The 26,825-nt window shown below is 66.0% G+C and carries 31 protein-coding genes; 11 read left to right on the top strand and 20 right to left on the bottom strand.

Features of this window, described 5'->3' with window-relative positions:
• Positions 1–51 precede the first annotated feature (51 nt).
• The 3 genes from WS87_RS09485 to WS87_RS09475 form a co-directional block, all read right to left on the bottom strand.
• Positions 52–1,509, bottom strand: a complete 1,458-nt coding sequence (locus WS87_RS09485; RefSeq protein ID WP_059818258.1) for an MFS transporter — start codon at positions 1,507–1,509, stop codon at positions 52–54.
• Positions 1,506–1,793 (bottom strand): hypothetical protein, encoded by a 288-nt coding sequence (locus WS87_RS09480; RefSeq protein WP_159085654.1) that lies wholly within the window; start codon positions 1,791–1,793, stop codon positions 1,506–1,508. The genes WS87_RS09485 and WS87_RS09480 overlap by 4 nt, the downstream gene beginning before the upstream one ends.
• A gap of 165 nt (positions 1,794–1,958) precedes the next feature.
• A complete protein-coding gene (locus WS87_RS09475; RefSeq protein WP_059818262.1) occupies positions 1,959–3,134 on the bottom strand; it encodes a hypothetical protein in 1,176 nt (391 codons plus the stop codon).
• Between the two features lie 204 nt (positions 3,135–3,338).
• Between WS87_RS09475 and WS87_RS09470 the strand changes: the two genes are divergently transcribed.
• The 4 genes from WS87_RS09470 (at position 3,339) to WS87_RS09460 (ending at position 5,701) form a co-directional block, all read left to right on the top strand.
• On the top strand, positions 3,339–4,439 hold the full coding sequence (locus WS87_RS09470) for an NAD(P)H-dependent flavin oxidoreductase (RefSeq protein WP_059818263.1): 1,101 nt from the start codon (positions 3,339–3,341) through the stop codon (positions 4,437–4,439).
• Positions 4,440–4,607: 168 nt separating this feature from the next.
• Positions 4,608–4,979, top strand: a complete 372-nt coding sequence (locus WS87_RS09465) for a GFA family protein (RefSeq protein ID WP_059691687.1) — start codon at positions 4,608–4,610, stop codon at positions 4,977–4,979.
• Positions 4,976–5,119 carry a hypothetical protein gene (locus WS87_RS33945; protein WP_175911009.1) on the top strand — a complete coding sequence of 48 codons (144 nt, stop codon included), beginning with the start codon at positions 4,976–4,978 and terminating at the stop codon, positions 5,117–5,119. Before WS87_RS09465 ends, WS87_RS33945 begins: the two co-directional genes overlap by 4 nt.
• Positions 5,120–5,245: 126 nt before the next feature.
• Positions 5,246–5,701 carry a MarR family winged helix-turn-helix transcriptional regulator gene (locus WS87_RS09460; RefSeq protein WP_059818265.1) on the top strand — a complete coding sequence of 152 codons (456 nt, stop codon included), beginning with the start codon at positions 5,246–5,248 and terminating at the stop codon, positions 5,699–5,701.
• A gap of 58 nt (positions 5,702–5,759) precedes the next feature.
• Here the strand turns inward: WS87_RS09460 and WS87_RS09455 are convergent, their stop codons facing one another.
• From WS87_RS09455 to WS87_RS09435, 5 genes are all read right to left on the bottom strand, one after another.
• Entirely contained in the window at positions 5,760–6,503 is a 744-nt protein-coding gene (locus WS87_RS09455) for a GNAT family N-acetyltransferase (RefSeq protein WP_059818299.1), read from the bottom strand.
• A gap of 141 nt (positions 6,504–6,644) precedes the next feature.
• On the bottom strand, positions 6,645–6,974 hold the full coding sequence (locus WS87_RS09450; protein WP_059818267.1) for a DUF4148 domain-containing protein: 330 nt from the start codon (positions 6,972–6,974) through the stop codon (positions 6,645–6,647).
• Positions 6,975–7,046: 72 nt separating this feature from the next.
• On the bottom strand, positions 7,047–7,373 hold the full coding sequence (locus tag WS87_RS09445; RefSeq protein WP_059818301.1) for a DUF4148 domain-containing protein: 327 nt from the start codon (positions 7,371–7,373) through the stop codon (positions 7,047–7,049).
• A gap of 66 nt (positions 7,374–7,439) precedes the next feature.
• Complete coding sequence (locus WS87_RS09440; protein ID WP_059451383.1) at positions 7,440–7,859, bottom strand: organic hydroperoxide resistance protein; 420 nt, start codon at positions 7,857–7,859, stop codon at positions 7,440–7,442.
• Between the two features lie 276 nt (positions 7,860–8,135).
• Positions 8,136–8,600, bottom strand: coding sequence for a RidA family protein (locus WS87_RS09435; protein ID WP_059818269.1), 465 nt, complete (start codon positions 8,598–8,600; stop codon positions 8,136–8,138).
• Between the two features lie 363 nt (positions 8,601–8,963).
• Between WS87_RS09435 and WS87_RS09430 the strand changes: the two genes are divergently transcribed.
• Positions 8,964–9,896, top strand: coding sequence for a LysR family transcriptional regulator (locus WS87_RS09430; RefSeq protein WP_059691683.1), 933 nt, complete (start codon positions 8,964–8,966; stop codon positions 9,894–9,896).
• 111 nt (positions 9,897–10,007) lie between these two features.
• On the opposite strand, the gene WS87_RS09425 is transcribed toward WS87_RS09430, so the two are convergent.
• The gene (locus tag WS87_RS09425; RefSeq protein WP_059818271.1) at positions 10,008–10,721 is read right to left on the bottom strand and encodes an SDR family NAD(P)-dependent oxidoreductase; all 714 of its coding nucleotides are present in this window, start codon (positions 10,719–10,721) and stop codon (positions 10,008–10,010) included.
• Positions 10,722–11,473: 752 nt separating this feature from the next.
• On the opposite strand from WS87_RS09425, the gene WS87_RS09420 reads away from it, so the two are divergent.
• Complete coding sequence (locus WS87_RS09420) at positions 11,474–12,124, top strand: HEAT repeat domain-containing protein (RefSeq protein WP_159085653.1); 651 nt, start codon at positions 11,474–11,476, stop codon at positions 12,122–12,124.
• A gap of 162 nt (positions 12,125–12,286) precedes the next feature.
• On the opposite strand, the gene WS87_RS09415 is transcribed toward WS87_RS09420, so the two are convergent.
• Both WS87_RS09415 and WS87_RS09410 read right to left on the bottom strand, forming a co-directional pair.
• A complete protein-coding gene (locus tag WS87_RS09415) occupies positions 12,287–13,759 on the bottom strand; it encodes an ISNCY family transposase (RefSeq protein WP_107938058.1) in 1,473 nt (490 codons plus the stop codon).
• 316 nt (positions 13,760–14,075) lie between these two features.
• Positions 14,076–14,564 carry an aminoacyl-tRNA deacylase gene (locus tag WS87_RS09410; RefSeq protein ID WP_059814369.1) on the bottom strand — a complete coding sequence of 163 codons (489 nt, stop codon included), beginning with the start codon at positions 14,562–14,564 and terminating at the stop codon, positions 14,076–14,078.
• Positions 14,565–15,031: 467 nt separating this feature from the next.
• Between WS87_RS09410 and WS87_RS09405 the strand changes: the two genes are divergently transcribed.
• Positions 15,032–15,319, top strand: a complete 288-nt coding sequence (locus WS87_RS09405) for a YciI-like protein (RefSeq protein WP_059451388.1) — start codon at positions 15,032–15,034, stop codon at positions 15,317–15,319.
• A 13-nt stretch (positions 15,320–15,332) separates the two neighbouring features.
• Here WS87_RS09405 and corA read toward each other — a convergent pair whose 3' ends face one another.
• On the bottom strand, positions 15,333–16,310 hold the full coding sequence (corA, locus tag WS87_RS09400; RefSeq protein ID WP_059814477.1) for a magnesium/cobalt transporter CorA: 978 nt from the start codon (positions 16,308–16,310) through the stop codon (positions 15,333–15,335).
• Positions 16,311–16,489: 179 nt separating this feature from the next.
• Here corA and cydX point away from each other — a divergent pair, with 179 nt between their 5' ends.
• Complete coding sequence (cydX, locus tag WS87_RS09395) at positions 16,490–16,636, top strand: cytochrome bd-I oxidase subunit CydX (protein ID WP_082750519.1); 147 nt, start codon at positions 16,490–16,492, stop codon at positions 16,634–16,636.
• Positions 16,633–17,250, top strand: coding sequence for an AAA family ATPase (locus WS87_RS09390; RefSeq protein ID WP_059814372.1), 618 nt, complete (start codon positions 16,633–16,635; stop codon positions 17,248–17,250). Before cydX ends, WS87_RS09390 begins: the two co-directional genes overlap by 4 nt.
• 108 nt (positions 17,251–17,358) lie before the next feature.
• On the opposite strand, the gene WS87_RS09385 is transcribed toward WS87_RS09390, so the two are convergent.
• The gene (locus tag WS87_RS09385; RefSeq protein ID WP_040144221.1) at positions 17,359–18,459 is read right to left on the bottom strand and encodes a saccharopine dehydrogenase family protein; all 1,101 of its coding nucleotides are present in this window, start codon (positions 18,457–18,459) and stop codon (positions 17,359–17,361) included.
• A 385-nt stretch (positions 18,460–18,844) separates the two neighbouring features.
• A complete protein-coding gene (locus WS87_RS09380) occupies positions 18,845–19,309 on the bottom strand; it encodes an Lrp/AsnC family transcriptional regulator (RefSeq protein WP_006481526.1) in 465 nt (154 codons plus the stop codon).
• Positions 19,310–19,648: 339 nt separating this feature from the next.
• Between WS87_RS09380 and WS87_RS09375 the strand changes: the two genes are divergently transcribed.
• Both WS87_RS09375 and WS87_RS09370 read left to right on the top strand, forming a co-directional pair.
• Entirely contained in the window at positions 19,649–20,200 is a 552-nt protein-coding gene (locus WS87_RS09375) for a Spy/CpxP family protein refolding chaperone (protein WP_059814376.1), read from the top strand.
• Positions 20,201–20,329: 129 nt separating this feature from the next.
• Complete coding sequence (locus WS87_RS09370) at positions 20,330–20,761, top strand: PGDYG domain-containing protein (protein ID WP_059524276.1); 432 nt, start codon at positions 20,330–20,332, stop codon at positions 20,759–20,761.
• Between the two features lie 52 nt (positions 20,762–20,813).
• On the opposite strand, the gene WS87_RS09365 is transcribed toward WS87_RS09370, so the two are convergent.
• The 6 genes from WS87_RS09365 to WS87_RS09340 all read right to left on the bottom strand — a co-directional run bounded on the left by WS87_RS09365 (position 20,814) and on the right by WS87_RS09340 (position 26,807).
• Positions 20,814–21,176, bottom strand: coding sequence for a DUF3022 domain-containing protein (locus tag WS87_RS09365; protein ID WP_059814379.1), 363 nt, complete (start codon positions 21,174–21,176; stop codon positions 20,814–20,816).
• A 13-nt stretch (positions 21,177–21,189) separates the two neighbouring features.
• Positions 21,190–21,978 carry a YhfC family intramembrane metalloprotease gene (locus WS87_RS09360; RefSeq protein WP_059814382.1) on the bottom strand — a complete coding sequence of 263 codons (789 nt, stop codon included), beginning with the start codon at positions 21,976–21,978 and terminating at the stop codon, positions 21,190–21,192.
• Positions 21,979–22,032: 54 nt separating this feature from the next.
• Entirely contained in the window at positions 22,033–23,076 is a 1,044-nt protein-coding gene (locus WS87_RS09355; RefSeq protein ID WP_059814385.1) for a LacI family DNA-binding transcriptional regulator, read from the bottom strand.
• A 323-nt stretch (positions 23,077–23,399) separates the two neighbouring features.
• Entirely contained in the window at positions 23,400–24,365 is a 966-nt protein-coding gene (locus WS87_RS09350; protein ID WP_059814480.1) for a 2-hydroxyacid dehydrogenase, read from the bottom strand.
• 5 nt (positions 24,366–24,370) lie between these two features.
• The gene (locus WS87_RS09345; RefSeq protein ID WP_059814388.1) at positions 24,371–25,651 is read right to left on the bottom strand and encodes an MFS transporter; all 1,281 of its coding nucleotides are present in this window, start codon (positions 25,649–25,651) and stop codon (positions 24,371–24,373) included.
• 163 nt (positions 25,652–25,814) lie between these two features.
• Positions 25,815–26,807: a sugar kinase gene (locus WS87_RS09340; RefSeq protein WP_059814391.1), complete on the bottom strand. Its 993-nt coding sequence runs from the start codon at positions 26,805–26,807 to the stop codon at positions 25,815–25,817.
• Positions 26,808–26,825: the final 18 nt, after the last annotated feature.

The following is a 26,825-nucleotide window of genomic DNA, read 5'->3' as shown; positions in this document are numbered from 1 at the left end:
CACGCGCGATGCACGGGGCACGCATGCGCATGCCCCGTGCCGGTCGCCGTGTCATACCGGGTTGATGTCGTCGTGGCTGCGCCGGGAGGTCAGCGGCCCCAGCACGCGCAGCGTGACGGCAACGATGCCGAGCGCGACCGAGATCACACCGAACATCGCGCCGGCGCCATATGCGGCCAGTACCGGCAGCAGCACGAACGGCAGCGCGCCGCTGACGATGCGCGACAGCGCGTACGTGCTGCCGATCGCGGTCGAGCGCGCACGTGCCGGGAAGATCTCCGCCTGGTACACGTGATACGCGTTGCTGAACACGTTCGACGCGCAGGTCGTCAGGAAACCGAAGCAGACGATCAGCACCGTGTTGCCCGAATACGCGAAGCACAGCCCGAACGCGGCGATCGACAGGATCGACCCGATCACGAGCGTGCGGCGCTCGATCCAGTTCAGCAGCGGAATGGACAGCAGCGAGCCGATCGGATAACCGATGAACGACAGCGCAATGAACAGCGTGCTGTCCGTCACGTCGAACCCGCGGCTCTTGACGACCGTGCCCGCGAGCGTGCCGAAACCGTAATAGCCGAAGCCCTGGAACAAGTGGAACACCGCGAGCATCAGGTAGCGCGCGCCGTAAGGCCGGCGGCGCAGCAGCGCGATGCGCTCGCCGAGGCGCAGCGGCCGCTGCGGTTCTGCCGATGCCGCGAACTGCTCGGGCACGCGCACGCCCGCGCTGTCCGCGAAGCGCCGAACCGCGGCATGCGCATCCGCGACGCGGCCCTGCGCGAGCAGCCAGCGTGGGCTTTCCGGCAGTCGATGCTGGACCAGCAGCACGTAGACCGCGCCGAGGCTGCCGATCGCGAGGATGATGCGCCAGCCGGCCACACCCGAGACATGCAGCGGATTCAGCCACAGCGCGAGGAAGCCGACCAGCGGCACCGCGACGTACGAAGTCGTATAGCCCCAAGCGGCGAACCGCCCACGCTTGTCCTTCGGCAGGATTTCCGACAGGAAGCTGTCGGCGACCGGGTAGATCGCGCCGACGCCGATGCCCGTCAGGAACCGGCATGCCACCAGCATGTCGGCGTTCACGGAGAACGCGCCGATCAGCGAAAACGCGCTGTACCAGACGAGCGTCAACAGGAATGCCTTGCGCCGGCCGATGCGGTCGGCAAGGCTGCCGAGACACATCGCGCCGACGAACATCCCGATGAATGCCGAGGCCAGCAGCAGCTTGAAATCGGCGCTTTGCCGGCTCAGCCCGTATTCGTTCTGCAACGCGGAGCCGATCGTGCTGACGAGGAAGATCTCGTACATGTCGAAGAACAGCCCGACGCCGATCACCCAGACGACGAAGCGGTGCAGCGCACTGACGGGCAGGTCGTCCATGAATTCGCCGAGCGTGACGCCACGGGCGGGCAGGGCCGTCGCACCGGCGCCGGCCCGGGCCGCGGACGGTACGGCGGACGCGGGGTCACCCGCGGTGCCGCCGAGGTCGAGGGATTGGCTGTTCATCGTGTCTCCTGATTATCGATTTGCCGTGGCGCGACGCCCGGCCGTTCGCGACCGGCCTTGCGGATCCGGCCGCGCGACGCGGCGCGCGTGCGCGCCAGGCCCGCGAAAGGCCGGCTGCACGGGTGGCGCCGATCGTCCGAAACATCGTCGACGAATTTGCGCGACACGATAATTGCGGATGCTTCAAGCATCCTTTCCTGCGCAGAAAGGCTGCGGAACGCCCGCCGGGCGGTCTTCGGATGAAGGTCAGGCCGCTGCGGGAAGGCGAGGGCAGGGAAAACCATGGGTGACGCTGCGTGCGTTCGGCGGGCCGCGATGCCGTGCGGAGCGGTTCGGCATCGGCAGGACCAGCCGGCGCTACGCAACGGAGCGGAACGGCAGGCTCAGCCCTCCGCATTCGTCATGCGTCCACCGCTCGACGTGGTGCGCCGTGCGCACCGCATTGCCGCTCATTGCGACGCGCACGGATCAGCGCATCCGGCTGCCGCAGTCTGACCGGCATCGACAGCGGGGGTAGAGCTGGCGTCGGCCCGTTCCTGGCGGACCGTATCCGACGCAACCGCCTGCAACCTTGCCGCCATGTCCGGCGCGATGCCGAGTTGCGCGGCAGCTTGCTCCTGCGGGCCGAACGTACGGACGTCGACCCCGGCGATCTGTTGAAACAGCACGAGCGCGCTCAGATAAGCGCCCAGCACGCCCGGATGCAGATAATCGGGCCGCGAGAGCGGCGGGTCGTTCTGCGCACGCATGCCGTACCACAGCAGCGGCGCGCCGGACGGCGCATACGGGTCGGGATCGGCGACGCCGGTCGTCCATGCACGCTGCCACGCACGGCCGACCGGCACGACGGCGGCGATCGACGGATCGGTGCGGCGCGCGCCTTCGTATGCATCGCGATACGCTGCGACGAGGTCGGCGAGACGATCGACGTACCGTGCGTGAAAACCGGCGCTGTCCGGCTCGCCAGCCAGCGCTTTCGCGAGTTCGGCGCGTGGCCAGGTTTCATACAGATAGACACGCGCTTGCGGCGCCGCCGCACGAATGCCGCGTGCCAGCTTCGCGACGCTCGTACGGAAACCGGCCGGATCGCTGGCGCGGCTGTGCGTGAGCGCGAACGGCAGCGGCTTCGCGCTCAGCTCCTGCAGGACCACCACATCCCACGTGGGCCGGTCGATCACGTCCGATGCGGCGCGGTCATGTTTCGCGAGGCTCGTCGCCGACATCGCTTCCAGATGAACCTCGTAGTCGAGTCCGGCTTCGGCGGCGAAGCGCGCGAAGATCCCCGGAATCCCGCCCCACGGGCCCGGCTCGCGTTCGGCGCGGGCCCCGGTCTGCCCGAAGTTTTCGTCGATGACCCGCGCTGTGCCGCCCGTATCCTCGCGGTCGGACCGCATCGCGCCGTACGAACGCACTGGCGTGTAACGGCCGTGCGTGAGGCTGTCGCCGACGAACAGGATGCGTTGCGGCGTGCGCACTGCCGGTACGGGCGACCCGGCAGGCAAGTGCGTGGCATCCGTGGCCGAGGCGGCCGTCGCCGGCCCGACGACCAGCAACGCCACGACGCACGTCAGTGCGAAACGCACGATCGGGCAACAGAACGAGGGCACGACGGGCATTTCACTCATTGCGGAGTTCCGGAGGACGCGTGGCCGCAGTATTTCACGAAGCGGCATGACGAGACATATGCCGTTCGTCGGACTTGGATGCGTTTTCCCCGTCCGCTATCCTGAGCGCTGAACTTTCGAACGGCGGCCCGCCGGCACAACCCACGTGCCGCGCACCCGCACGCTTCCCGTTTGCGTTCACGCCGCCCACAGGAGACGCACGACATGATTCCCTCGACCGACAACCGGACGCTGTTGCGCACGCTCGGCATCCGCACCCCGATCATCCAGGCGCCGATGGCCGGCGTCAGCACGCCCGCGCTGGCGGCCGCCGTGTCGAATGCGGGCGGGCTCGGCTCGCTCGGCGTCGGCGCGACGAACGCCGAAGGTGCGCGCAAGATGATCCGCGACACGCGCGCGCTTACCGACCGGCCGTTCAACATCAATCTGTTCTGCCACCAGCCGGCCCGCGCCGACGCTGTCGTCGAACGCGCGTGGCTCGACTGGCTCGCGCCCGCGTTCCGCGAACAGGGCGCGACGCCGCCGGCGTCGTTGTCGGAGATCTACACGAGCTTCGTCGCGGACGATGCGATGCTCGCGATGCTGATCGAAGAAAAACCGGCGGTCGTCAGCTTTCATTTCGGGTTGCCGTCCGATGAGGCCATTGCCGTGCTGAAGCGCGCGGGCATCACGCTGTTCGCCTCCGCGACGAATCCCGACGAAGCCCGGCAGATCGTCGCGGCCGGCATCGACGCGATCGTTGCGCAGGGCATCGAGGCCGGCGGGCACCGTGGCGTATTCGACTCGACGGCACACGACGACCGGCTCGGCACGTTCGCGCTGACGCGCCTGCTGGTGCGCGAATGCGCGCTGCCGGTGATCGCGGCCGGCGGCATCATGGACGGCGACGGCATCGCCGCCGCGCTGGCGCTCGGCGCGCAGGCCGCACAGCTCGGCACCGCCTTCGTGGCGTGCCCGGAGACGTCGATCGACGACGGTTATCGCCGTGCGATCCTCGGCGACGCAGCGCGCCGCACGACATTGACGACCGCGGTCTCCGGACGGATCGCACGCGGCATCGCGAACCGCCTGACCGCGCTCGGCGACGATCCGCACGCGCCGGCCACGCCGGCCTATCCGATCGCATACGACGCCGGCAAGGCACTGCATGCGGCCGCGAAGGCGAACGGCGAGTTCGGCTACGGCGCGCAATGGGCCGGGCAGGCGGCGCCGCTCGCCCGGTCGCTGCCGGCGGCCGAACTGTTCGCGACGCTCGAGCGCGAGACACGGGTGGCCATCGCACGGTTACAGCATGCGCTGGACTGATTTCCCGGTTACATGCGGCGCGCCGGCGCTCGGCGCATGGGCCGCAATGCGCATGGCCGTGGACAAAATTGCAACGTCCTGTATCCACGCGCGGCGTGGATACAGCGTGATACAACGCATCGGCGAAGGCCCGTTATAAAGCGGACATGACCTCTTGAGGAGCACGACATGTCTGCTACATGGTTCAACGGATCCTGCCATTGCGGCGCCGTGAAATTCGAAGTCCGGACCGCGCTCGCGCCGGCGACCCGCTGCAACTGCAGCCTCTGCCGCCGTCGCGGCGCGCTGATGAGCCCGATGTTCGCCGCGGCCGACCTGAAGATCGTCGAAGGCGAGGGCGCGCTGACGCTCTACCGCTTCAACACGCACACGGCCCGTCACTATTTCTGCAGCCGCTGCGGCGTCTATCCGTTTCATCAGACGCGCAAGGATCCCGCGTGCTGGCGCGTCAATCTCGGTTGCCTCGACGGTGTCGATCCCTATGCGCTCGATGCGACCGTCGCCGACGGCGCAAGCCTTTCCGTCGTGGAGGACGCATGAAGCGCTGGCTGATGATCCTGCTGTTCGCCGCCGGCGGTCTCGCGACCGAAATCGCTCATCCGGTGCAGTGTTCGCTGCTGTCAGTCAGCCGCCAGCGGACCGGCGACCGACGGGGTCGGAACGACGGCGGACAAGACTGAACCGGAACAGGTGCCGTGGGCGTCGAGTCATGTTGATCGGAAACGATAATCATGCTACCGATAAGATCGCACGCGATATATAATGCGTCCATCTGCGACACGATCCGCCGTCGCTGGAGAACGCCCATGAAACCGACCGAAACACAATCGCCCGCCGCGCCGAAGCTGTCCGAGTTCCTGTGTTTTGCGATCTACTCGACGAATCTCGCGTTCGGCAAGGCCTACAAACCGATTCTCGAAGAGCTCGGCCTCACGTACACGCAATACATCACGATCATCGCGCTGTGGGAGGAGGGCAACCAGACGGTCGGGCAACTCGGCGAAAAACTGTTCCTCGAATCGAACACGCTGACGCCGATCCTGAAGAAGCTCGAGGCGATGGGCTATCTGGAGCGGCACCGCGATCCGTCGGACGAGCGCCAGGTGCTCGTGAGCCTGACGAAAAGCGGCCGCCGCGTGCGCGAGAAGGGGCTCGACATGAATCTGGTCGAAGCCACCGGGCTGAAACCCGACGAATTCGCGAAGATGCAGAAGGCCATCGTCACGCTGCGCGGCAACCTGATCGATTCGATCGACGAATAGACGATTAAACGCCGGCTCGATGTCGAGCCTGCGGTGCAATTGCCGGCGCGACCCGTCCTTATGGCTGGCGCTCCGGCTGGCCCGTCCCGGTTTCCTTGGGCCCCAGCACCAGCAAATGCATGTCGCGACGCGTCACGAAGCCGAGTGCGCGATAGCGCTCGATCGCGCCGTTATTCGACGTGAGCACGTGCAGGAACGGCGTTTCCGCCCGCGCGCGGATGGTCGCGACCAACGACCGGATCAGTCCGGCCGCAAGGCCTTGGCCCCGGAAAGCCGCATCCACGCACACCGCGCTGATCTCCGCATGACCGCCGGCCCTCAGCCGCTGACCGGCCATCGCCACGAGCCGGCCTTGCCGGCGTACACCGATATAGCCGCCGAATTCGACCGTGCGCGGGCCGAACGGGCCTGGCTCCGTCGCCGCGATCAGTTCGAGCATTTCCGGCACATCGGCTTCGGTGAGCCGGACATGCTCCAGAGCAGGCGCGCCGTCGAGCGTTCCCTGCCAGATCATCTGATGCAGCATCGCCCGCCAGACCACGGAAAAACCGGCCGGCGTCGGGATCTCGTCCGGCGTGACGAGTGCCGCCGGTCCATGCGCGTCGATCAGTCCGTGCAACGCGTCGAACGCGGTCGGGCTGCGGTCGGCTATGCCCGCAAACGGTGCGAGCGCAGGAGGAAATCGACGCGCAAGCGCGTCGCCGAGGGCGAAACGATGCTGCTCCCCGGTGAGCGCGCGCCATACGGTATTGTCGAGCGGATGCGATCCGCCTTCTTCCTGCTCCGTCGTCGGTTCCAGCATCGTCTGCTCCTTGAGTGAGGGCCGCCCGTCGCACAGCATAGACGCGATCGCCCGCGCCGGTTGCGGGCAAACAAAAAGCGCATACGATTACATCGTATGCGCTTTATTTGGCGGACGGTGTCGTCGATTTCGTCGCGACGCTCAACGACCGAAATAGATCGAGCGCTCGGCTGTGCGAATCGCGATGCGACTGCCGGATTGCGTCGCACCGTCGGCGATGTTGCCGTAACCGGCTGCCCGGGTGTCGGCCGCCGTTGCATCGTTGTCGCGCACCCGCTTCAGCGCTGCCTGCAGGTTGTCCGGATAGTTGGGATCGTTCGGGCGATTCGGCAGATAGCCGGCCTGCTGGAGGGCGGCCAGTTCCGCCCGCACTTGCGCGCGCGTCACGGTGCTTTCGGTCGCGAAGGCCGGTGCGGCAACGGAAGCCGACACGGCGACGAGCAGGGCTGCAATCAGTTGGGTCTTCATCATTTACCTCGACAGAAAAGAGTAATCGGAATGTGAACGCCGCGCGCCGGCAATCGGCGTCGATCGCGACTTCGTTCAATGGCCGAAGTAGATCGAGCGCTCGTCGATGCGCGTGACGGGACGGCTGCCCGATTGCGTGACGGCTGCGGCGTCGGCGCCATAACCGGACGTCGCCGTATCGGCTGCGACAGTGTCGTTCGCGTGGATACGCGTCAGCGCGACCTGCAGGTCGTCCGGGTAGTGCGGATCGTTCGCGCGGCCCGGCACATAGCCGGCCTGCTGCAGCTGGACGAGTTCGGCACGCACTTGTGCACGCGTCACGACGGCGTCACTGGCAAAGGCCGGCGCGGCAACGGCGGCGGACACGGCAGCGAGAAGGGCAGCGATCAGTTGGGTTTTCATCATTCACCTCGACATGAAAATGGCAGGACATTCAGGAGGGCAGCACGTGGCCGCCAGGTGCATGGCTCAGACGATGCGGATCTCGACGTCGATGTTGCCGCGCGTCGCCTTCGAATACGGGCAGGTCTGGTGTGCGGTGTCGACGATGTGCTGCGCGACGTCGCGATCGAGTCCCGGCACGCTCACGTTCAGGCGGGCCTGAAGGAAGTACGCGTTGCCGCCCGTGCCCAGATCCACTTCGGCATCGACCGCGAGATCGGCCGGCAGCGTGACCTTCGCCGCGCGCGCCGCGAGCTGCATCGCGCCGATGAAGCAGGCCGACCAGCCGGCCGCGAACAGCTGTTCCGGATTCGTGCCGTTCCCGGCGCTGCCTGGCGACGACAATTGGATGTCGAGGCGGCCGTCGGAACTGCGAGCCGCGCCGTCGCGGCCGCCGGAAGTCGTATGCGTCTTGCCCGTGTACAGCACTTTTTCGATCTTGCTCATCGTTCACTCCGTCAGGTAGGAAGGTTTTTCTCTGATGCGATTCGATCGCATGCGAGGCAGTTTGGTCGAGACGGCCGACCTCGTCAAGCGGATTCGATTAAATCGCATGCGATATTTTGTATTTCAATGTATCGAGATCGTGGCTAGCCTTGCCGGGCAAGGCTCTGGGATGATCAAACCCTTATATTTAAAAGACGACCCGGGCCGGAAGATTCAGCGATCGCAGGGCAGATGGCCGCGCTGGAATCGCGGTCGCCCGGGCCTTCGGCAACCCGGTCATGCCGGGCGGACTTCGGCGATCACGACCAGGACCACCGCCGCGTCGGCCAGCAACTGGCGGTGGGAAAAGGCCGAGCGCGCATGTCCGGCCTTGTTGCCCAGCACCTTGGCGAACAGGTCGGAAGCGCCGTCGATCACGGCCGGTTGACCGTGGAAGCCGTCGGCCGACGCGACGTGTCCCTCGACACGCACGATGTGATGCAGGCGGTCGAACCCGCCGAGGTGCTTTCTGATCTGTGCAAGCACGTTTAGCGCCGCGAGCTGCGCCGCGCGCCGACCGTCATCGACGCCCAGTTGTTCGCCGACGCGCCCCGTATAGGCCACCTTGCCGTCGACGAGCGGCAATTGCCCGGAAATGAACAACAGGTTGCCGGCCTCACTGACGGCCGTATAGCTGCCGAGCGGTTGCGGCGGTTCGGGTAGCGTGAAGCCGAGTTCGGCCAGCTTCTGTTCGATCGTCATGGCATGCTCCTTCGGGGATCGTTGATGAGTTGGCCGCGGTGTGGACGCGCGACTCGCCACTCGCCACGGCCTCTGTCAGTCACTCTAGTGAGGCGGTCGGGGCCGGTAAATATCGTTCGCGCAATTGACTCGACACGCGGTGTAACGAATCGCGCGCGGTGCAACGCGGCGCGAACGCGTACCACCGGTGTCGCCGATACGCTGGTTTCCTGGCGGCGATTCATGCACACTCGGTGCTTCAGCGTCCCGCCGCGAAACAACGCGCGCTGGCGGGCCGGAAGCGCGGTGACTCGTCGCGGGCACACGCCGGATTCGCCGTCTTGCAGCCGCGCCAGGCGGCACGAGGAAGCAGGAGCCGCCCCCATGCAGAGAAAATTCGATGACCTCCTGCTCGGCAGCATCGAGCTGTTCTGCCTGGCAGCCGAACTCGGCAGCTTCACGCTTGCCGCAACGGCCGCGAGCGTCACTCCGGCCGCGGTGAGCCGGTCGGTCGCGCGGCTCGAGGAGCGTCTCGGCGTACGCCTGTTCGTCCGGACGACGCGCCAGATCCGGCTCACCGATTCCGGGCGGCGCTATTTCGAGCAATGCCGTGATGCGTTGTCGCAGCTCGTCGACGCGGAGCGCGAAGCGACGGGGCAGCAGGCAACGCCGGCCGGCGTGCTGCGCATCAGCATGCCGACGCCATACGGACACTATCGCGTGCTGCCGCTGCTGCCCGCGTTTCGCGAGCGATACCCGGACGTACGCGTCGAAACCCATCTCAGCAATCGCAACATCGACTTCGCCGAGGAGGGTTTCGACCTTGCGATCCGCGGCCGCGCGCCAGCGGATTCAAGCCTGGTCGCACGCAAGCTGGAGGACGCCGAACTCGTCGTCGTCGCGACGCCGGGCTATCTGAAGCGCGCCGGCGTGCCGCGCACGGTCGACGATCTGCACGCGCACGAATGCATCCAGTTCGAGCTTCCAAGCAGCGGCCGGCCGATTCCATGGCTGTTCAGCGACGGATCGGCGGAAATCGACGTCGCGACCACGGGCGGCTACGGCACGTCGGGCGACGTCCTCGCCGGCGTCACGCTCGCACGCAGCGGTGCGGGCCTGTTCCAGACCTATCGCTTCATCGTCGAGCGGGATCTGCGGGAAGGCACGCTCACCGAGGTGCTGTCCGCGCAGGGCGGGCGATCGCGGCCGTTCATGCTGCTGTATCCGCATGCACGCTATCTTTCGTCGCGCGTGCGCGTCTTCGTCGACTTTCTCGTCGAACATCTCGAACAGGCACCCGCAAGGCGGGCTCGCTAGCCGCGGCCAGCCATGCCGTCAACCGGGCAGAGCGGGGCGCCGACGCCACGCCTGCGCCGGCATCGGGGCGCCCGCATCTTCCGCGCCGGCGCATGTTCACGACGTTGCGGCTCAGTGCCCGGCGCTCTGGCCGCCGTCCACGTGCAGAATCTCGCCGGTGACGAACGGCGCCGAATCGAGATACAGGATCGCGCCGACGATGTCGCTCATCTCGCCCATCCGGCCGACCGGATGCAGCGATGCGAGCGTCGCGTGCGTGTCGGGCGCGTGCATCGGCGACTTGATGATGCCGGGCGACACCGCGTTCACGCGAATGCCGGCCTTCGCATATTCGATTGCGAGCGACTTCGTCGCCGCATTGAGCCCGCCTTTCGTCAGCGATGCGAGCACCGACGGCACGTTGCTGTTCGCGTGATCGACGAGGCTCGTCGTGATGCTGACAACGTGACCGCCGCCGTTTCCGTTGCGCTGCATCGCCGCAATCGCGCGCTGCGTGATGTGGAAGAAACCGTCCAGGTTCACGCGGGTGATGGCCGCATAGTCGTCCGCCGTGTATTGCGTGAACGGCTTCGCGATGAAGATGCCCGCGTTGTTGACGAGCGTGTCGATCCGGCCAAAGCGCTCGATGGCGGCGTCGACCACGCGCCGCGCGACAGCCGGGTCGCCGATGTCGCCCGCGACGGTGACGAGATCGGGGTCGTCCGACGTCCCGATCGAACGGGACGTCGCGACCACGCGATGGCCCTGCGCGCGGAATGCGTTGACCGCTTCGGCGCCGATGCCTTGCGATGCGCCGGTGACGATGATGACTTTGGAAGTGCTCATGATATGCCTCGACAGGTGACTGGTTTTCGGCTTCAGCGCCGACCGGATCGATGAATCCGATGGACGCAACTCTAGGCGCGGCGGGCCGGAGTTCGAATACCCACCATGGACCAACAGTCTTGCGTCGCGGGAACAAATGCGGGGCGGGGGAAGCGGCGAGGATGCTGGAGGAGCTGCGTCGACGCGATCGCCAGTGCGCCGTCTTTCACACACAGCGACACGCGTCGATCGTTGTGAATTCGAAGGTTTGCGCAGCGGAATGCTGGGAATGTCGTGTACCGGATCGTTCATCACGCATCGGGCACTTCTGTTTTTTATCGAAAATATCCGGATAACTTTTCTTATCAAGATAGCTGTATTTTTTATTAAAACTCCCGGATACGAAAACGCGCCTGACCGAACGCCTCCCCAAGAGAATCAGGGCAGGGCATGCGGCCGCACGTGGATGTTCGGTGCGTAATCCGGCACTCCGAACACGACCAAAACTGGCACAATCCTGCCCACATCCGTAGATACGGCCCGATATCGCCCGGAGATTGCCCGGTGGCGGACGACGCCGATCCGCTTGTCCCGGACGCTTGCTTCGGCCGGCGCAGCACCTGCGCGAGCGCCCCCGAACAGCCGGCGCGGTATGCGCGTCTCGCGGCATGCCGGGTGCCGCGAGACGCGACGAGAGTCGCGAGCGGGCGGCTCGATACATCCGGTTTTGGGGCTGCAGGGGCAACGTAGTTTTACGCCGCATGCATCGCACCGTGACGCAGGCCGCAATCAATACACTTTCCATGCACGCGTTGAACACACTGCACGAACAGGTCGAAAAATTCAGGGAATGGGCGGCGCTATCCCCAGTCCGCCAGCGAAGTGTCGAGTGGGAATGTGAGTACGGCCATTGGGAAGCGCTGTGGGACGCGTCGCTTGCCGTCGTCGACTCGCTTGCGCCGGCCGCCTGGACCGCAACCGCGTGCGCCGATCTGCTTTACGCGATTGCCCGCGACCAAGCGCTGGAACACATTTCGAGCATGCTCTGGACGCAACCCGACGCGTTACTGGCACTCGCGCGCGCCTCGATCGACGCGTCGGAGCCGAACGCCAAATGGCAGTTGGCCGCGCGACTCGGCGGGCTGGGTTCGCATGCCGCCGAGGCCGAGGCACTGCTGTTGCGCCTGGTGGACGACGAGGACGAATACGTGCGCCGACGTGCCTTGCTTGCGTTGGGCGCACTGAAGTCCGCTCATGCCGAGGCGCTCGCGGAGCGTGCGTGGCACACCGGACACGAATATCAGCGGATTGCCGCGTTGTGGGTGCTCAAGAACATCCAATCCGGAAAGCTGGTGCAATACGTGAAGTTGGCCGAGGCAGACGGTCGCGAGTACGTCCTACGGAACGCGCGAGACGTGTCATGAATATGGGTTGAACGGCCGCGGCACATCGTGCGGCTGGGACCCGGCGGCGGTTGGTCGGCAGATCGGCCGCTAGAGCGACATTTCCACGTAGCCAAAGGCGGACATTTCAACTTAGCCACTACAACAAAATGTCCCCGCTAAGTTCAATTGTCGGGTTTCCCGCTAAATTGAAATGTCGCGGTGTTTGGGCTTTGTCTTGTCCTTGTTTATGGTGTTGGGGTGGGGCGGCGAAGCCGCCCCCCGTTCCCTGATTCCTTTGACGCTTACTTCAAGAATGGCTTGATTCAGGTCAGCAAGCTCGATGGCACGCTGCTTCTTCAGCCCGATGAGCGCCTTCTTTGCCTGGACCTCGGCACCGCAATGGGTGCGCGACGGTGAGCCGGAAGCACGGCGATCGTCACGCATATTCTGGATGCGCCGTGCGACTTCCAGTGCGCTGGACAGCCGCTTGTTCTCGACCTCGGCGCCTTGATCGATGCGTGTGATGCGATCGTATTGCTGACATGACAGCACTGCGCCGTTGGCCTGTACTTCGATCATCCCGTCCGGATATTCGACGACCTCGACGTATTCATGCACGAGGCTCCGATTGGCCACCGAATCGGCCAGCAGATACATCACGCGGTCGTACTGCACTGTCAACGCGTTGGATACTTTGCGCGGCACGCGATACGACAGGATCTGTCTCAGATCCTCATCAGCACGCAGTGGCCGGTGTGCATCGTGATCGCTTTTCGGCGGTTTGCCGAAGCGACGATTGAAATCAGCGATGAAGGAGGGTGCATACGCGTTGGCGGCCTCCCATGTGCTGATTCCGCGCAATCTAAGCTCTTTGACGAGCCGGTCCTGCAGTGTCAGGTTGGCCCGTTCCACACGCCCCTTGGCCTGGCTCGTGTTTGCACAGAACGCGTCGATATTGAGTTCGTACAGCGCTCGGCCAAACTGCGTGACGCCTTTGCCCGCGGTCTCCGAGCGCTTCTTCACGTAAAAGACGCTGGCCTTGTCGCTGTAGAACGCCACCGGCTTGCCGTGCGAACTCAAATACTTCGACAGCGCCTCAAAATAGCTGAACGTCGATTCGGTCGCCGTGAAATGCAGCGCCATTAACCGTCCGGTTGCATCGTCGATGAACACCAGCAGCGTGCAAGCTGGCGCACGGTCCTCGAACCAACGGTGGTCGCTACCGTCGATCTGAATCAGTTCGCCCAGGCATGCACGGCGGTTGCGCGGTTGGTAGACCTTCGGCGGGCGTTGCTTGCGTGGAATCCATAGGCCGGAAGCCCTCATCAGCGTACGAACCGTCTCGACAGCCAGGTCAATGCCATGACATTCGCGCAGTTTCTCGCAGGCCAGCGTCGGCCCGAAATCGGCGTAGCGCTCGCGGATCAATGCCAGCGCCCGCTGCGCCTTTCCAGCCGGCAACTGATGATTGCTCGGGCGCCCACGCTTGCCTGACACCAATCCGGCCACGCCGGCCGCGCGATAGCGCAATACCAGACGCTCAATCTGCCGCACGCTCAACTTCAGCCGTTCGGCCGCCTGGCCAGGCTTGAGCCGACACTCGGCTACAGCCTCGATGACCTTCAGCCGATCCACTTCACGCATCGTCATGGTGATCGTCCCAGTCGCGTTCATCGCCGGCGCTCCCAAGGGTGCAGGCGATCAACCTACAGGCCAAAACACGACATTTTTATTTAGCGGAAACGCGACATCTGAACTTGGGACCTACACAAAACTTATCGATAATGATGATTATGTAAAATACGAAATTCACCCAACATCACCACTGAAATCCCGACCAGACGCCACCAGAATCCCGCCTCACCGGTTGCTCGCAGCACCGATTTCCAGCGTGAACCCAACTGCGGCAAAACCAGCGACACGCAACGCCCCCGACGGCCGCCCGCCAGACGCCGTCTCCAACTACCGCAAACCGCCCGCTACAGGACGATCAGGACAACCACATCCCCTGCATCTTGTGCGAGAAATGCGCGCGCTCGGCCGTCTCCATCAGCGACAGGAATTCGTCCTGCATCATGTGGATCAGCGCTTCGTGGTCGCCGGCCTCGAAATACACTTCCGGCTGCTGCGCGAGATGTTCCTCGAGGAACGTCTTCATCCCGTACGCCATGCACACCGGCGGCAACGCGCCGAGGTCGCAATCCTTGAACAGTTCGCGCAGTTTGATTTCCCTGGCGAGCACGAGATGACGGCCGGTCTTGACCCAGAGGTCCGACAAGCGCACCGCGTGCGACGTCGGCAGCACGGCGGCGACGTAGCCTTCGTCGTCCTCGAGCAGCACGGTTTTCGCGAGGCGATCGCCGGGGATATGCGCGGCGGCGGCCGTCTCCATGCTGGTATGGCTATACGGGTGGTACACGACTTCGTACCGCGATGACTTCTGGCGCAGGCAATCCTGCAGGGTGGCTGATACAGGCATGGCACACCTCGTCTTGACGAATCGGGCGAACGAAGTTCGCTCCGGATTCGTTCAGCATAGGTCGCATTGCGGCCAATGGAAACGCCCTCGCACGACGTCCGCACGGGCGGTCCGATATCCGGCTTCGGCCCTTTTTGCGGTCGACACGGCCGCCCTCGCCGGCATGCGAAATTCGTGCCCGGAATGCGCATGGAACATGGCGGCCACACCCGCCGTTCTTGAAGACAAATGGGCGATAACCGGTCCGGTGCGATGACCCGAATCCATGCGATGGCGGATTCAAAGTAGACCGTTAGTTGCATTTAAAGAAAGGGCGTCGGGGCCTGAAAATCATCTCGTCAGCCGCCCGGGATCAGCCGGCCACGCAGCGGCGAAGCCGTCGCAAACCATGCCCGACAAAGACCGAAACGCGCCCTATACTGAGCCAACCGCCCGCCATCCTGCGGCAGCCGATTCCGGGAGCGACCATGCACTACCAGTTGATCTACGAACTCGTCGACGATTATCTGTCCCGGCGCGAACAGTACCGCGCCGAGCACCTTGCACTCGCGCAGGCGGCAACCGAGCGCGGTGAGCTCATGCTCGCAGGCGCATTGCAGGATCCAGCCGACCGGGCCGTGCTCGTCTTCGAAGGCGACTCGCCGGAAGCCGCCGAATCGTTCGCCCGCGCCGATCCGTACGTGCAGCACGGCCTCGTCAAATCCTGGTGCGTGCGTCCGTGGCGCGTCGTGGTCGGCAAGCACGCCCCGCGCTAGCGGCGTCCCCCTGCTACAGCCACCCCGCCCGCTTGAAGCGCCACCACAACGCGAGATCGGCGGCGACCATCACCGCGATGCAGCCGTAGAAGCCGTACTTGAGGTGCAGTTCGGGCATGTTCGCGAAGTTCATCCCGTAAATGCCGGCGATCATCGTCGGTATCGCGAACAGCGCGGCGAACGAACCGAGCCGCTTGGTCACCTCGTTCTCCGAGAGCGAAATCATCCCGAGGTTGACCTGGATCGCGGTCACGACCATCTCGCGCCGCCCTTCGATCGTCTTCACGATCCGCTGCAGGTGGTCGTACACGTCGCGGAAGTAATGCTCCATCCCGCTGCAGATCTGCGGAATGCGTCCGCCGGTGAGCTTCGCGAGCGGCTCGATCAGCGGCGCCGTGTGCTGGTGCAGCGTCACGAGCCGGCGTTTCAGCGAATAGAGATCCTCGATGATCGCGCGCGACGACGCGGGCGAGGCCTTGGTGAAGATGCGGTCCTCGAGTTCCTCGAGCTCGTTGCCGAGCGTCTCGAGGATCGGGAAATAGCGGTCGACGACCTGATCCATCAGCGCATAGAACACGAACGCCGACCCTTCCTGCAGCAGATGCGGCTCGCGCTCGCAGCGCTTGCGCACGTCGCGGAAGTCCTGCTCGGTATGGTTGCGGATCGACAGCACGTAGTTCGGGCCGACGAACACGTTCAGCTCGCCGACCTTGAATTCGCCGTCGTCGTCGAGCTCGACCATATGCAGCACCGCGAACAGCGAATCGCCGTACTCCTCGATCTTCGGCCGCTGATGCCCCTTGCGGGCATCCTCGAGCGCAAGCTCGTGCAGCCCGAATTCCTCACCCATCAGGTCGATCTCGTCCGGCGTCGGATCCTTCAGCGCGACCCACACGAAACACTCGGGCTTCGACACGTAGTCGCTGATGGCGTCGATATCGATTTCCGCCAGCTTGCGGCCGTCCTGGTATGCAGCACAGTTGATCAGCATGTTGTCCGTCATGTTGCAGTTTTCGCATCAGTTTACCGGTTTGACGCGCGGGCGGTCCGGCTTGCGCGACACGCCGATATTGGTCATGATCGGACTGCGTGCGACGCGGCACGCGCACGACATCGCTTCGACAGACGCACGGCACGGCCGTGCGGCCCAACCGTCAAGGAGACAAACCCATGTGGTATTTCTCGTGGATACTCGGCATCGGCGTGGCGCTCGGCTTCGGCATCATCAACGCGATGTGGCTGGAGGCGGAAGTCTTCTCGCGCGGCGACAAGCGCAGCGACGCGTCGCGCGGGGATCCGGGGGGCCGGTATTCGTGACGCACCTGGTTTTCTTCTGCGGTCATGCCGGCACCGGCAAGACCACGCTCGCGAAGCGGCTGATCGGGCCGCTGATGCGCGCGACCGGCGAAGCCTTCTGCCTGCTCGACAAGGACACGCTCTACGGCCGCTACAGTTCGGCCGCGATGGGCGCCCTCACCTCCGATCCGAACGATCGCGACAGCCCGCTCTACCTGAAGCACCTGCGCGATCCCGAATACCAGGGCCTGCTCGACACGGCCCGCGAGAACCTCGCGCTCGGCATCGGCGTGCTCGTGGTCGGCCCGCTGTCGCGCGAAGTGCGTGATCGGCGCATCCTCGACCGCACGTGGCTGGGCATCGGGCCGGACGTCGCGCTGACGGTCGTATGGGTCCATACCGCGGAAGACGTCGCGCACCAGCGGATCGTCGCGCGCGGCAATCCGAACGACGCGTACAAGCTCGCGCATTGGGACGAATACCGGCAACGCCGCTTCGTGCCGACCGGCCACGAATGCGACGGCATCGTGATGTTCGACAACACCGCGCCGTCCGACGCGGACATCGATGCACTGCTGTACCGCATCGCGCCTCCGGCGCCGCAGGCAACGATCGTCCCGCCGCTGCCCGCCTGAGCGGCGCGCACCACCCTGCTCTTCCCCGCCGCGACGCGCCAAAAAAACAACGCCGGAAGCGCTGTTGCGCTCCCGGCGTCGCACGGCCCTCGTGCCGGAGACCGGTCGTCAGGCGACTTCGTGCACGCGCTCCATCGTGCCGCCTTCGTACAGCTTGCCGAAGCGGTTCGCGAGGAACGCCTTCAGCGACACCTTTTCCTGCGGAATAAAACCGCTCTGCGGCAGCTTCTTTTCGCGGAACAGATCCAGCACCGCGCACATCGCGCCGGCCGTCGTGATCTGGATCGCGCTCATGTGCATCCCGCACACGTCCTTCGCGAAAATCTTGCGCGTGAATACGTCCTGCACGAGCTGGCCGTCCTTCACGCCCGTCACCGTGACGAACACGAGCACGACGTCCTGCTTCGTCGACGGCACCGCGCGGCGCATGATCGACTTCAGCGTGTCGCGGTCGCTCGACAGGCGCAGGTCCTCGAGCAGGAACTGCACGAGCTCGCGGTGGCCCGGATAGCGCACCGACTTGTAGTCGAGCGTCTCGACCTTGCCCGACAGCGTTTCGCACAGCGTGCCCAGGCCGCCGGACGTGTTGAACGCTTCGTATTCGGTGCCGTCGAGCGAGAAGTGCTCGAGGCCTTCGAGCGGCTGCACCCACTGCTTGCGGCCGTCGCGGATCGCTTCGCACGGCTGGCAGTATTCGTTGATCAGGCCGTCGACGCTCCACGTCAGGTTGTACTTCAGCGCGTTGGTCGGATACTCGGGCAGCGCGCCGACGCGCATCTTCACGTCGCGCACTTCGCTGAAGCCGTTCACGAGCTCGTGTGCGGCGATGCCGATGAAGCCCGGCGCGAGGCCGCACTGCGGCATGAACGCGCGGTCCGAACCGTCCGCCAGTTCGCGGATCGCGTGCGTCGCGCGCACGTCTTCGGTCAGGTCGAAGTAATGAACGCCGGCAGCCTTGGCCGCCGCGGCGACGTTGACCGCGAGGTAATACGGCAGCGCGTTGACGAGCGCATCGAAGCCCTTCACGGCTTCACGGATCGCATTGGCGTCGGCCGAATCGACACGTTGCGTCGCGATGCCTTCACGCGACAGCTTGGCGAGCGCATCCGCGTCGCGGTCGAACGCGACCACTTCGTAGTCGCCCGTTTCACGCAGCATGTGAGCAATGGTGTGGCCGATCAGACCTGCGCCGACGATGGCGATTTTCATGCGCTTATCTCCTGAGGATGAGTTTGGTGTTGGTGTACGGCGTCGAGCCATGAACACAGTTTAGGGACGCGCAAAATCAGTTCCAAGACGAAGAATGATGCGAAACGACCGTTTAATTCGACGATATGACGACACATTTCGTCACAACGACCAAATCGTCTAAAAATCGCGTATATGACGCGCCGCAAACGGGCCGCGATGGGCGCGTTTGGACGGGCGCGTTTGGACGGGCACGAAGGAACATGCAAGGAGGAAGATGCGCGAGCCGACGCCCCGCCCCGCGGCGAGCGCCGTCGGCGGGTATCAGGAAGAGGGAAAGGAAGAAAAACCGGCGCGACGAATCGAATCGCGCCGCGGTGTCACACGCGACACCGCACGCGATACGTCATCCGCCGATCGTGCCGCGATCGATCTTGCGCGACAGGATGATCGACGTCGTCGTGCGCTCGACGCCTTCGAGCGTGCCGATCTGGTCGAGCAGATCGTTGAGCCGCTCCGGCGAATCCGCACGCAGCCATGCGACATAGTCGTATTCGCCGCTCACCGCGCACAACAGCTGGACCTCGGGCATCCGGTCGAGCTTGCGCAGCACGTCCTTGCCGAACTTCGGCGTGAGGATGATGCCGACGTACGCATAGATGCTTGCATCGAGCACGTCCTGTCCGAGCCGCACGCTGTATCCAGCGATCACGTTGGTGCGCTCGAGCCGCGCGATGCGCGCGACGACCGTCGTGCGTGCGACATCGAGCTGTCGCGCGAGATCGGCGACGCTTGCGCGCGCATCCGCTTGCAGCAGCGCGACGAGTTGCCGGTCGAGGTCGTCGAGTTGGTCGAGGCGAGGTGGACGCATGAGGCTGGCCCGGCGTGCAACGCGCCGGCGAAATGGAACGTGACGCGATGATAGCGCCGAACGCCGGTGCGCCCAAACGGCATCGCGCACGGTCATGGGCTCACGCGTTCGCATTGCCCGCCTCGTTCGCGTGCGGCGTCCGACGTGTCGATCGAACGCCGTCGATCGTCGCCCGCCCGCTATGTCCCTTTCAATTTCGATTCGTATCGGATGTAAGCAAGTGTCGCTTTCGCTGTCGCGTTTCAGGCGACGTGCTACTAATAACGGGTGACAAGAGTTCGGCGCTCGCGGCATCGGCCGCCGCGCCCGCTCGCACGACACCACCCCGGAGAGCCAACCATGAAGAAAATCTCGCTCACCCTCGCCACGCTCGCCGCTGCGGCCAGCGCATTCGCGCAAACGCCGCCGCAACCGCAAACGCCCGCTCCGTCGACGGCGACTGCGACGGCCGCATCGGCCCCGAGCGCCGAACAGCGCGCGGCGCGCCACGAAGCGCGCATCGAGCAACGCATCAAGTACCTGCACGATCAGTTGAAGATCACGTCGGCGCAGGAGCCGCAATGGAAGACGTTCGCCGACACGATGCGTGAAAACGGCGACACGATGGGCCGCCTCTATCGCACGCGAATGGAAAGCCAGAACGTGTCCGCGGTCGACGACATGAAGCAGTACGCGGAACTCGCGCAGGCGAACGCGGAGGGCGCGAAGAAGCTCGCCGACGCATTCGCGCCGCTCTACGAGAGCTTCCCGGCCGACCAGAAGGCACTCGCCGACACGACGTTCCGCAGCTGGCTGCATCACGGCGGCGAACACCGCGGCAAGGGCAAGGCCAGGAGCAAGGAAGGCAAGGCGGCCGCCGCACCGGCCGCAAGCGCGCCCGCACAACCCTGACGTCCGCCCGCCGGCGTCGCGCTGCCCGCCCGGGCCGAACGGCGTCGCGCATCCCGCAGGAACCCGGTGCGTCACACGGCGCGCCGGATTCGGGATAAGCTCCCGGCTTTTCCCGCACTTCCCCCCGCCATGCTCGAACTCAAGCACATCGATCTGCGTACCGACCCACAGGCCCGTCGCGTCGTGAAGGACGAAACCGTCACGGTCGCATTCGCGGAGGCCGACGGCGAACTGATGAGCCTCGAAGGCCCGAACCGCTATGTCGCGGGCGACGCACTGATCACCGGCTCGACCGGCGACCGCTGGGTCGTGTCGCGCGCACGCTTCGACGCGAAATACCTGCCCGCCGATCCGGCACTCGCGCACGGTGCGCCGGGCGCCTACCGGAACCGGCCGGCCGTCGTGCTCGCCCGCCGGATGGACGAGCCGTTCACGATCGCCCGCTCGGAGAACGGCGACACGCTGCGCGGCGTCGCCGGCGACTGGGTGATGCAGTATGCGCCCGGCGACTACGGCGTCGTCCAGGCGCAGCGTTTCGCGCAGGTCTACCGCGACGCGTAACGCGCAGCGCGCGACGCCGGCATCGCGCCGGCGCGTGCGTTCACGTCAACGTTCAGGCAAAGTCTTCGTCGAGTTCGAGTTCCGCGTCGCGCTCGACGGCCTCGCCGGCCGCGTGCCGCTCCTCGAGCGAGCCCAGCATCGCTTCCGTGTACGCATGCAGCACCGCATGGCTGCGGGCGCGCTGCATCGGCCTGAGCGCCAGATAGCGCGCCAGCGCGGCCGGCACGATGCGGATGTCGAGCGTCATCCGTTTCGGCGTCGAACCGAAACGCATCGCGAGCCACTGCACGGACAGGAAACGCCCGCGTTCGTCGTTGCTTTCGGCAAAGCGCGTTTGCTCCGGAAAGAGATCGCAGATCACGCGCGCGAGCGCGTCGAATTCGGCGCTCTGGCATTCGATCAGATAGTCGTCCATTCCGCCTCTCCCGTCAGGCCGCCGCACGCGGCGACCGGCACGTCTTCACCAGCACGGCGACCAGGATCGCGGCCAGCACGAAATACACGGCCTCGAGCGATCCGGCCGGCAGCACGCGCACCTGATACAGCAGCGCCGGCGCGACCGCCAGCGCATGCAGCACGATCGCGAGCGGCAGCACGCCCGCGCGGCCGGCACGCACGCCGCGCCAGACCAGCACCGACAGCGCGAGTTGCACCACGAACGCCGAGCAGCGCTCGAGCAGCAACAGCAGCATCGACTGTGCCGACAAGGTCGCCAGCATCACGTGCAGCCGCACGACGGTATCGCCCGGCAGGTCCGCGAGCTGCGTCTCGAGCTGGCCGTGGCTCGCGAGCCACGCGAGATACGACCACTGGCCCCATACGAGCACGCCGACGAACCACGCTTCGGCACCGGCATGGCCGATCCCGTAGCCGATGCCGCGCCCGTCGCCGACCGACGCGCCGTAGCGGCGGTTCAGGAACCGGATCCCGAGATAGCGGCCGACCTCCTCGAACACGGCGGTCGCGAGCGCGCTGTACGCGACGAATGCGAGCGGCTGCGTGAGCCAGCCGCCGGCGGGCGTCTGGCTCAGCACGAGGCCATGGAATGCGCGTTCGACGATCATCGCGAACAGCGTGAAGACGGCGACACCGACGATCGTGTCGCGGCGGTCGAGCGAAAGCGGCTTGCGCAGGAGACGGAAGAGAACGAACGGCAGTAGCGCGATGATCAGCGTGGCGGCGATCAGCACCGCCAGCGTGACGGGAGCGACAGTCATGAATTTCCTTGTTCGGGGCAGCGCACCTGACGCGCCGCGTGCCCCGAATGATACTCAGCTTGCGGTCGACGCGCGCGCAATCAGCTCGCCCGGCAGCAACGCGACACGCACGTCGCCTGCCGCGCCGTCGATGCGCTCGTGCACGAATTCGACGGCCTTGTAGCCGATCTCGTAGGTCGGCTGCCGAATGGTCGTGATGCCGATCAGTTCGGCCCACTCCGGATCGTCGATCGACAGCAGCGCGGCCTTTTCCTGCCACGCCGCGCCGAAACGCGCGCGCAGATGGCGCGCGATCGCGAGCGCGACCGGCGCGTTGGCGGCGAACAGCGCCGCACGCACGCCGCGCCGCGCCGCGTCGTCGATGCGCGCGTCGAGGTCGGCAAGCGCCGCCGCGGCCGCGGCGGGCTCGTTCAGGTCGAGCACGACCGTCGGCGGCACCGGCAGCCCGCGCGCGTCGAGCGCCGCGCGAAACGCGGCCTCGCGCAGGCGCCGCGAGCTGACGTGCTCGAACGGCTGCACGACGAAATGGATCGCATCGAAGCCGCGCGCAACCAGATGCGCGATCGCCGTCTCGATCGCCTCGGTATTGTCGAGCCCGATCAGATCGGCCTCGAAGCCCTCGACCGTCCGGTCGACGAGCACGGCCGGAATGCCGGCGCCGCGCAGCGGGCGCAGCACGTCTTCCTCGGCGCCGAGCGCGTTGACGATCAGCCCTTCGACCCGGTAGGTGGTGAGCAGCTGCAGGAAGCGCCGCTCCATCTCGACCTCATTGGCCGCGTGACAGATGAGCGGCATGTAGCCGAGCGCGTGGCACGCGGCCTCGACGCCTTGCAGCACTTCGACGGTATACGGATTGGTCAGGTCGGCCGCGAGCATGCCGAGCAGCCGGTTGCGGCCGCGCTTCAGCCCGCGCGCCATCTGGTTCGGCCGGTAGTTGAGACGTGCGATCGCCGCCTCGATCCGCTGGCGCAGATCGGCGGACAGCACGTGCGTCTCGCCGTTCAGATAGCGCGAAACGCTGGTCTTGCCCGTGCCGGCTTCGCGTGCGACGTCGCTGATCGTCGCCGGACGCTGCGTGGAAGGTTGCGAATCGCTCAAGTCGTGCCTCGCGACGTACGATCCGCGCCGCTTCGTGTGCGGACGGACCTTTGTTGTTGGATACGAAAGCCACCCGGCGGACGCCGCCGCCCCCCCTGCTTCGCGATCGATCGAAGCCGGCGCGTTCGCGCCCGCTCCGGTCGCCTGAAACGCACGGCGATCGGCCGCACCGGACCTGGCACGGATGCCCGCCGCCAAACGCCGCCGGCCGCGTGGCCGGGTCGTCGATGCGACGAGCGGGCGATCATAACGCAGCCTGCCCTCCCGTACCAAGACCATCGCCTCTAACCCGGCCGGCGGCCCCGCCGGCTGACCGCCCCCGCTCAGACGCGCGCGAGCGCGTCGGGATTGACGAGGTTCGTGCGCAGCGTGCCGGCCAGCGCGCCGACCAGGTTTTCCGCGGCGCAGCGCGCCATCGCATGGCGCGTCTCGTGCGTCGCCGAGCCGATATGCGGCAGCGCGACGACATTGTTCATCCGCAGCAGCGGCGAATCCGCCGGCAACGGCTCCTTCTCGAACACGTCGAGCCCCGCGCCGCGGATCGTGCCCGCACGCAGCGCGTCGACCAGCGCGGCCTCGTCGACCACCGGCCCGCGCGACGCGTTGATCAGGATCGCGCCGCGCTTCATCTTCGCGAATTCGGCCGCGCCGATCAGGTGACGCGTTTCCGGCGACAGCGGCACCTGCAGGCACACGAAGTCCGACTGCGCGAGCAGTTCGTCGAGCGTCACGCGACGGGTGCCGTACTGCGTCTCGGCTTCGGCATGCGCGGAACGATTCGTGTACAGCACCTGCATCCGGAAGCCGAGCGCCGCGCGGCGCGCGACCGCGCCGCCGATCCGCCCGAGCCCGACGATGCCGAGCGTCTTGCCCTGAACGTCGGTGCCGTACAGATCGGGGCCGATGCTGCGATGCCAGTGGCCGGCCTTCACCCACTCCGCCAGTTCGACCACACGCCGCGCGGACGCGAGGATCAGCGAGAACACGGTATCGGCGGTCGATTCCGTCAGCACGTCGGGCGTATGCGCGAGCACGATGCCGCGCCGCGTGAGATCCGCGACGTCGAAGTTGTCGTAGCCGACCGAGATCGTCGACCAGGCCTTCAGCCGCGGGGCACGATCGAGCATCTGCGGCGTGACCTTCAGGCTCGCGCCGATCGCGCCGTCCGCGTCGCCGAGGGCATCGGCGAGCGCGTCGGCGCCGTCGGTCTGCACGACATCCGCATGCTCGCGCAGATACGCGAGCACGTCATCGGGCAGCGGCTTGTACGCGACGATACGAGGCTTCATCGTTTTCATTTTCCTTGCAGCGGCGTCGCGAGCGGGTGCGCATCGCGCGCCTGGGGTTTGACGGACAGCGTGAGGATCACCGCGGCCACGAGCGCGGCGCTCATGAACGCATACGATGCGACGGGCGACCCGGTCGCCCCGTTCAGATAGCCGACGAAATACGAGCCGACGAACGAGCCGAGCGCGCCCATGCTGTTGATCAGCGCCATCGCGCCGCCGGCGACGTTCCTCGGCAGCAGCTCCGGAACGATCGCGAAGAATGGGCCGTACGGCGCGTACATCGCGGCGCCCGCGACGACCAACAGCGCATACGAGATCCAGAAATGCGACGAGCCGAGCGCATACGACGCGGCGAACGCGGCCGCGCCGATCAGCAGGAACGGCCACACGAAGCCGCGGCGCGAACCGACCTTGTCGGACGCCCACGACGCGACCAGCATTGCGATCGTCGCCGCGAGGTACGGCATCGCCGACAGCCAGCCGGTCGCGACCATGCCGAGCTCGGAGCCGTTCTTGACGATCGACGGCAGCCACAGCACGAAGCCGTACACGCCGATGCTCCAGCAGAAGTATTGCGCGCACAGCTTGATCACCGCCGGCGACCGGAACGCCTCGCCGTAGTTGCGCACGGGCTTGATCGCCGCCTGTTCGGCCGCGAGCGCGGCATCGAGGTCGCTCTTTTCCTCCGCAGTGAGCCACGGCGAATCGGCCGGCTTGTCCTGCACCAGGAACCACCAGCATACGGCCCAGATGATGGCCGGCACGCCTTCGGCGATGAACATATGCCGCCAGCCGAATTCGTGCACGAGATAGCCCGACACGATCGACATCCACAGCACGGTGACCGGGTTGCCGAGGATCAGGAACGTGTTCGCGCGCGAGCGCTCGTTCTTCGTGAACCAGTTGCTGATGTAGATGAGCATCGCCGGCATCACGGCCGCTTCGACCACGCCGAGCATGAAGCGGATCGCCATCAGCGACGGGATGTTGGTGACGACGCCCGTGAGCGCCGCGCAAGCGCCCCACAGCACGAGGCTGGCGAACACGAGCTTCTTGACGCTGCGGCGCTCCGCGTAGATCGCGCCCGGAATCTGGAAGAAGAAGTAGCCGAGGAAGAACAGCGCGCCGATCAGCGACGACAGGCCCTTGCTGATCCCGAGGTCCTGGTTGATGCCGGCCGCTGCTGCGAACCCGTAGTTCGCGCGGTCGAGGTAAGCGAGGCTGTACGTGATGAAGACGATCGGCATGATCGTCCACCAGCGTCGTGCTGCGAGATTGGCTGCCATCAGAGTGTCTCCTGGGTAGACCGGAGCGGGCGCTCAAGCGCTTGCTCCCGTCCCGTCCTTTCGGGAATCGACCGGCGTCGGCGCATCGGCGCCTGCTCCGGCCTCATGCAAAACCGTGCACGAAGCACGAAATGGGTCCGCGGATTGTGCCGTGTCCGGCCTCTCATTGCGCGGTGACGCTTTCCTCTAAGCGATCGGCTCGATTGCTGACGTTTTCGAGCCGATCGAGTGCCTCGCGGGTCGGCAGGCCTTCCGAATCGCCGATCACCTGGATCGCGAGCGCCCCGATGCGGTTGCCGCGCGCGACCGCCTGCTCGACGGACCGGCCTTCCAGCAGCGCGCTGACCACGCCGACCGCGAAGCCGTCGCCGGCGCCGACCGTGTCGACCACGTTCGCGACGCGCTCGCCCGCGACCGTGCCCTCGCGGCCGTCGGCCGTGCGGAAGTACGCGCCCTCGGCGCCGAGCTTGATCACCACGCCGCGCGCGCCCTGTGCCAGATAGAAGCCCGCGATGTCGGCGGGCGTGTCGTGCCCGGTGAGCTGCTGCCCTTCGGCGAGGCCCGGCAGCACCCAATCGGCGAGCGTCGCGAGCGCGTTCAGCGTCTTCGCCATCACGTCGGCGGACGGCCACAGCGTCGGGCGCAGGTTCGGGTCGAACGAAATCGTCTTGCCCGCCGCGCGCATCTCGCGCGCCAGCTGGAACGCGAGTTCGCACGACGTCGCGGAGATCGCCGGCGCGACGCCCGTCAAGTGCAGGTGACGCGCGCCGAGCACGTAGTCGGCCACGTAGTCGTCGCACGACAGGTGGCTCGCGGCCGAGCCCTTGCGGAAATATTCGACGGTCGGGTCGCTGCCGTCGTCGTTGCGCGACTTCAGCTGAAACCCGGTCGGATAGCGCGGGTCGACGGTCACGCACGACGCGTCGATGCCTTCGCGCGCGAGCGTGTCGAGCACGTAACCGCCGAACGAATCGCGGCCCACCCGGCTCATCCAGCCGACTCGGAAGCCGAGCCGCGACAGGCCGATCGCGACGTTCAGGTCCGCGCCCGCGATCCGTTTCGTGAATTGCGACGCATGCGCAAGGTGGCCGGGCTCGGCGGCGACGAACATCGCCATCGCTTCGCCGTAGGTCACGACATCGAGTGGTGCCTTCATCAGTGAATTCCTCCGTAT

This window comes from Burkholderia sp. MSMB0856 (genome assembly GCF_001524645.2).
Taxonomy (GTDB): domain Bacteria; phylum Pseudomonadota; class Gammaproteobacteria; order Burkholderiales; family Burkholderiaceae; genus Burkholderia; species Burkholderia diffusa.
The sequence above is the reverse complement of the archived record's forward strand: the minus strand, read 5'-3'. Positions and strand labels throughout refer to the sequence as shown.

Coding starts and splice junctions, on each gene's coding strand:
- WS87_RS09450 (WP_059818267.1), bottom strand. CDS start 6,974: ATGATGAAGACCCAACTGATTGCAGCCCTGCTCGTCGCCGTGTCGGCT.
- WS87_RS33945 (WP_175911009.1), top strand. CDS start 4,976: ATGAAGCGCTGGCTGATGATCCTGCTGTTCGCCGCCGGCGGTCTCGCG.
- WS87_RS09410 (WP_059814369.1), bottom strand. CDS start 14,564: ATGCCTGTATCAGCCACCCTGCAGGATTGCCTGCGCCAGAAGTCATCG.
- WS87_RS09445 (WP_059818301.1), bottom strand. CDS start 7,373: ATGAAAACCCAACTGATCGCTGCCCTTCTCGCTGCCGTGTCCGCCGCC.
- WS87_RS09415 (WP_107938058.1), bottom strand. CDS start 13,759: ATGAACGCGACTGGGACGATCACCATGACGATGCGTGAAGTGGATCGG.
- WS87_RS09435 (WP_059818269.1), bottom strand. CDS start 8,600: ATGACGATCGAACAGAAGCTGGCCGAACTCGGCTTCACGCTACCCGAA.
- WS87_RS09340 (WP_059814391.1), bottom strand. CDS start 26,807: ATGAAGGCACCACTCGATGTCGTGACCTACGGCGAAGCGATGGCGATG.
- WS87_RS09375 (WP_059814376.1), top strand. CDS start 19,649: ATGAAGAAAATCTCGCTCACCCTCGCCACGCTCGCCGCTGCGGCCAGC.
- WS87_RS09485 (WP_059818258.1), bottom strand. CDS start 1,509: ATGAACAGCCAATCCCTCGACCTCGGCGGCACCGCGGGTGACCCCGCG.
- WS87_RS09460 (WP_059818265.1), top strand. CDS start 5,246: ATGAAACCGACCGAAACACAATCGCCCGCCGCGCCGAAGCTGTCCGAG.
- corA (WP_059814477.1), bottom strand. CDS start 16,310: ATGCTGATCAACTGTGCTGCATACCAGGACGGCCGCAAGCTGGCGGAA.
- WS87_RS09430 (WP_059691683.1), top strand. CDS start 8,964: ATGCAGAGAAAATTCGATGACCTCCTGCTCGGCAGCATCGAGCTGTTC.
- WS87_RS09425 (WP_059818271.1), bottom strand. CDS start 10,721: ATGAGCACTTCCAAAGTCATCATCGTCACCGGCGCATCGCAAGGCATC.
- WS87_RS09455 (WP_059818299.1), bottom strand. CDS start 6,503: ATGCTGGAACCGACGACGGAGCAGGAAGAAGGCGGATCGCATCCGCTC.
- WS87_RS09380 (WP_006481526.1), bottom strand. CDS start 19,309: ATGCGTCCACCTCGCCTCGACCAACTCGACGACCTCGACCGGCAACTC.
- WS87_RS09480 (WP_159085654.1), bottom strand. CDS start 1,793: ATGGTTTTCCCTGCCCTCGCCTTCCCGCAGCGGCCTGACCTTCATCCG.
- WS87_RS09370 (WP_059524276.1), top strand. CDS start 20,330: ATGCTCGAACTCAAGCACATCGATCTGCGTACCGACCCACAGGCCCGT.
- WS87_RS09440 (WP_059451383.1), bottom strand. CDS start 7,859: ATGAGCAAGATCGAAAAAGTGCTGTACACGGGCAAGACGCATACGACT.
- WS87_RS09465 (WP_059691687.1), top strand. CDS start 4,608: ATGTCTGCTACATGGTTCAACGGATCCTGCCATTGCGGCGCCGTGAAA.
- WS87_RS09405 (WP_059451388.1), top strand. CDS start 15,032: ATGCACTACCAGTTGATCTACGAACTCGTCGACGATTATCTGTCCCGG.
- WS87_RS09350 (WP_059814480.1), bottom strand. CDS start 24,365: ATGAAGCCTCGTATCGTCGCGTACAAGCCGCTGCCCGATGACGTGCTC.
- WS87_RS09345 (WP_059814388.1), bottom strand. CDS start 25,651: ATGGCAGCCAATCTCGCAGCACGACGCTGGTGGACGATCATGCCGATC.
- WS87_RS09470 (WP_059818263.1), top strand. CDS start 3,339: ATGATTCCCTCGACCGACAACCGGACGCTGTTGCGCACGCTCGGCATC.
- WS87_RS09365 (WP_059814379.1), bottom strand. CDS start 21,176: ATGGACGACTATCTGATCGAATGCCAGAGCGCCGAATTCGACGCGCTC.
- cydX (WP_082750519.1), top strand. CDS start 16,490: ATGTGGTATTTCTCGTGGATACTCGGCATCGGCGTGGCGCTCGGCTTC.
- WS87_RS09385 (WP_040144221.1), bottom strand. CDS start 18,459: ATGAAAATCGCCATCGTCGGCGCAGGTCTGATCGGCCACACCATTGCT.
- WS87_RS09360 (WP_059814382.1), bottom strand. CDS start 21,978: ATGACTGTCGCTCCCGTCACGCTGGCGGTGCTGATCGCCGCCACGCTG.
- WS87_RS09475 (WP_059818262.1), bottom strand. CDS start 3,134: ATGAGTGAAATGCCCGTCGTGCCCTCGTTCTGTTGCCCGATCGTGCGT.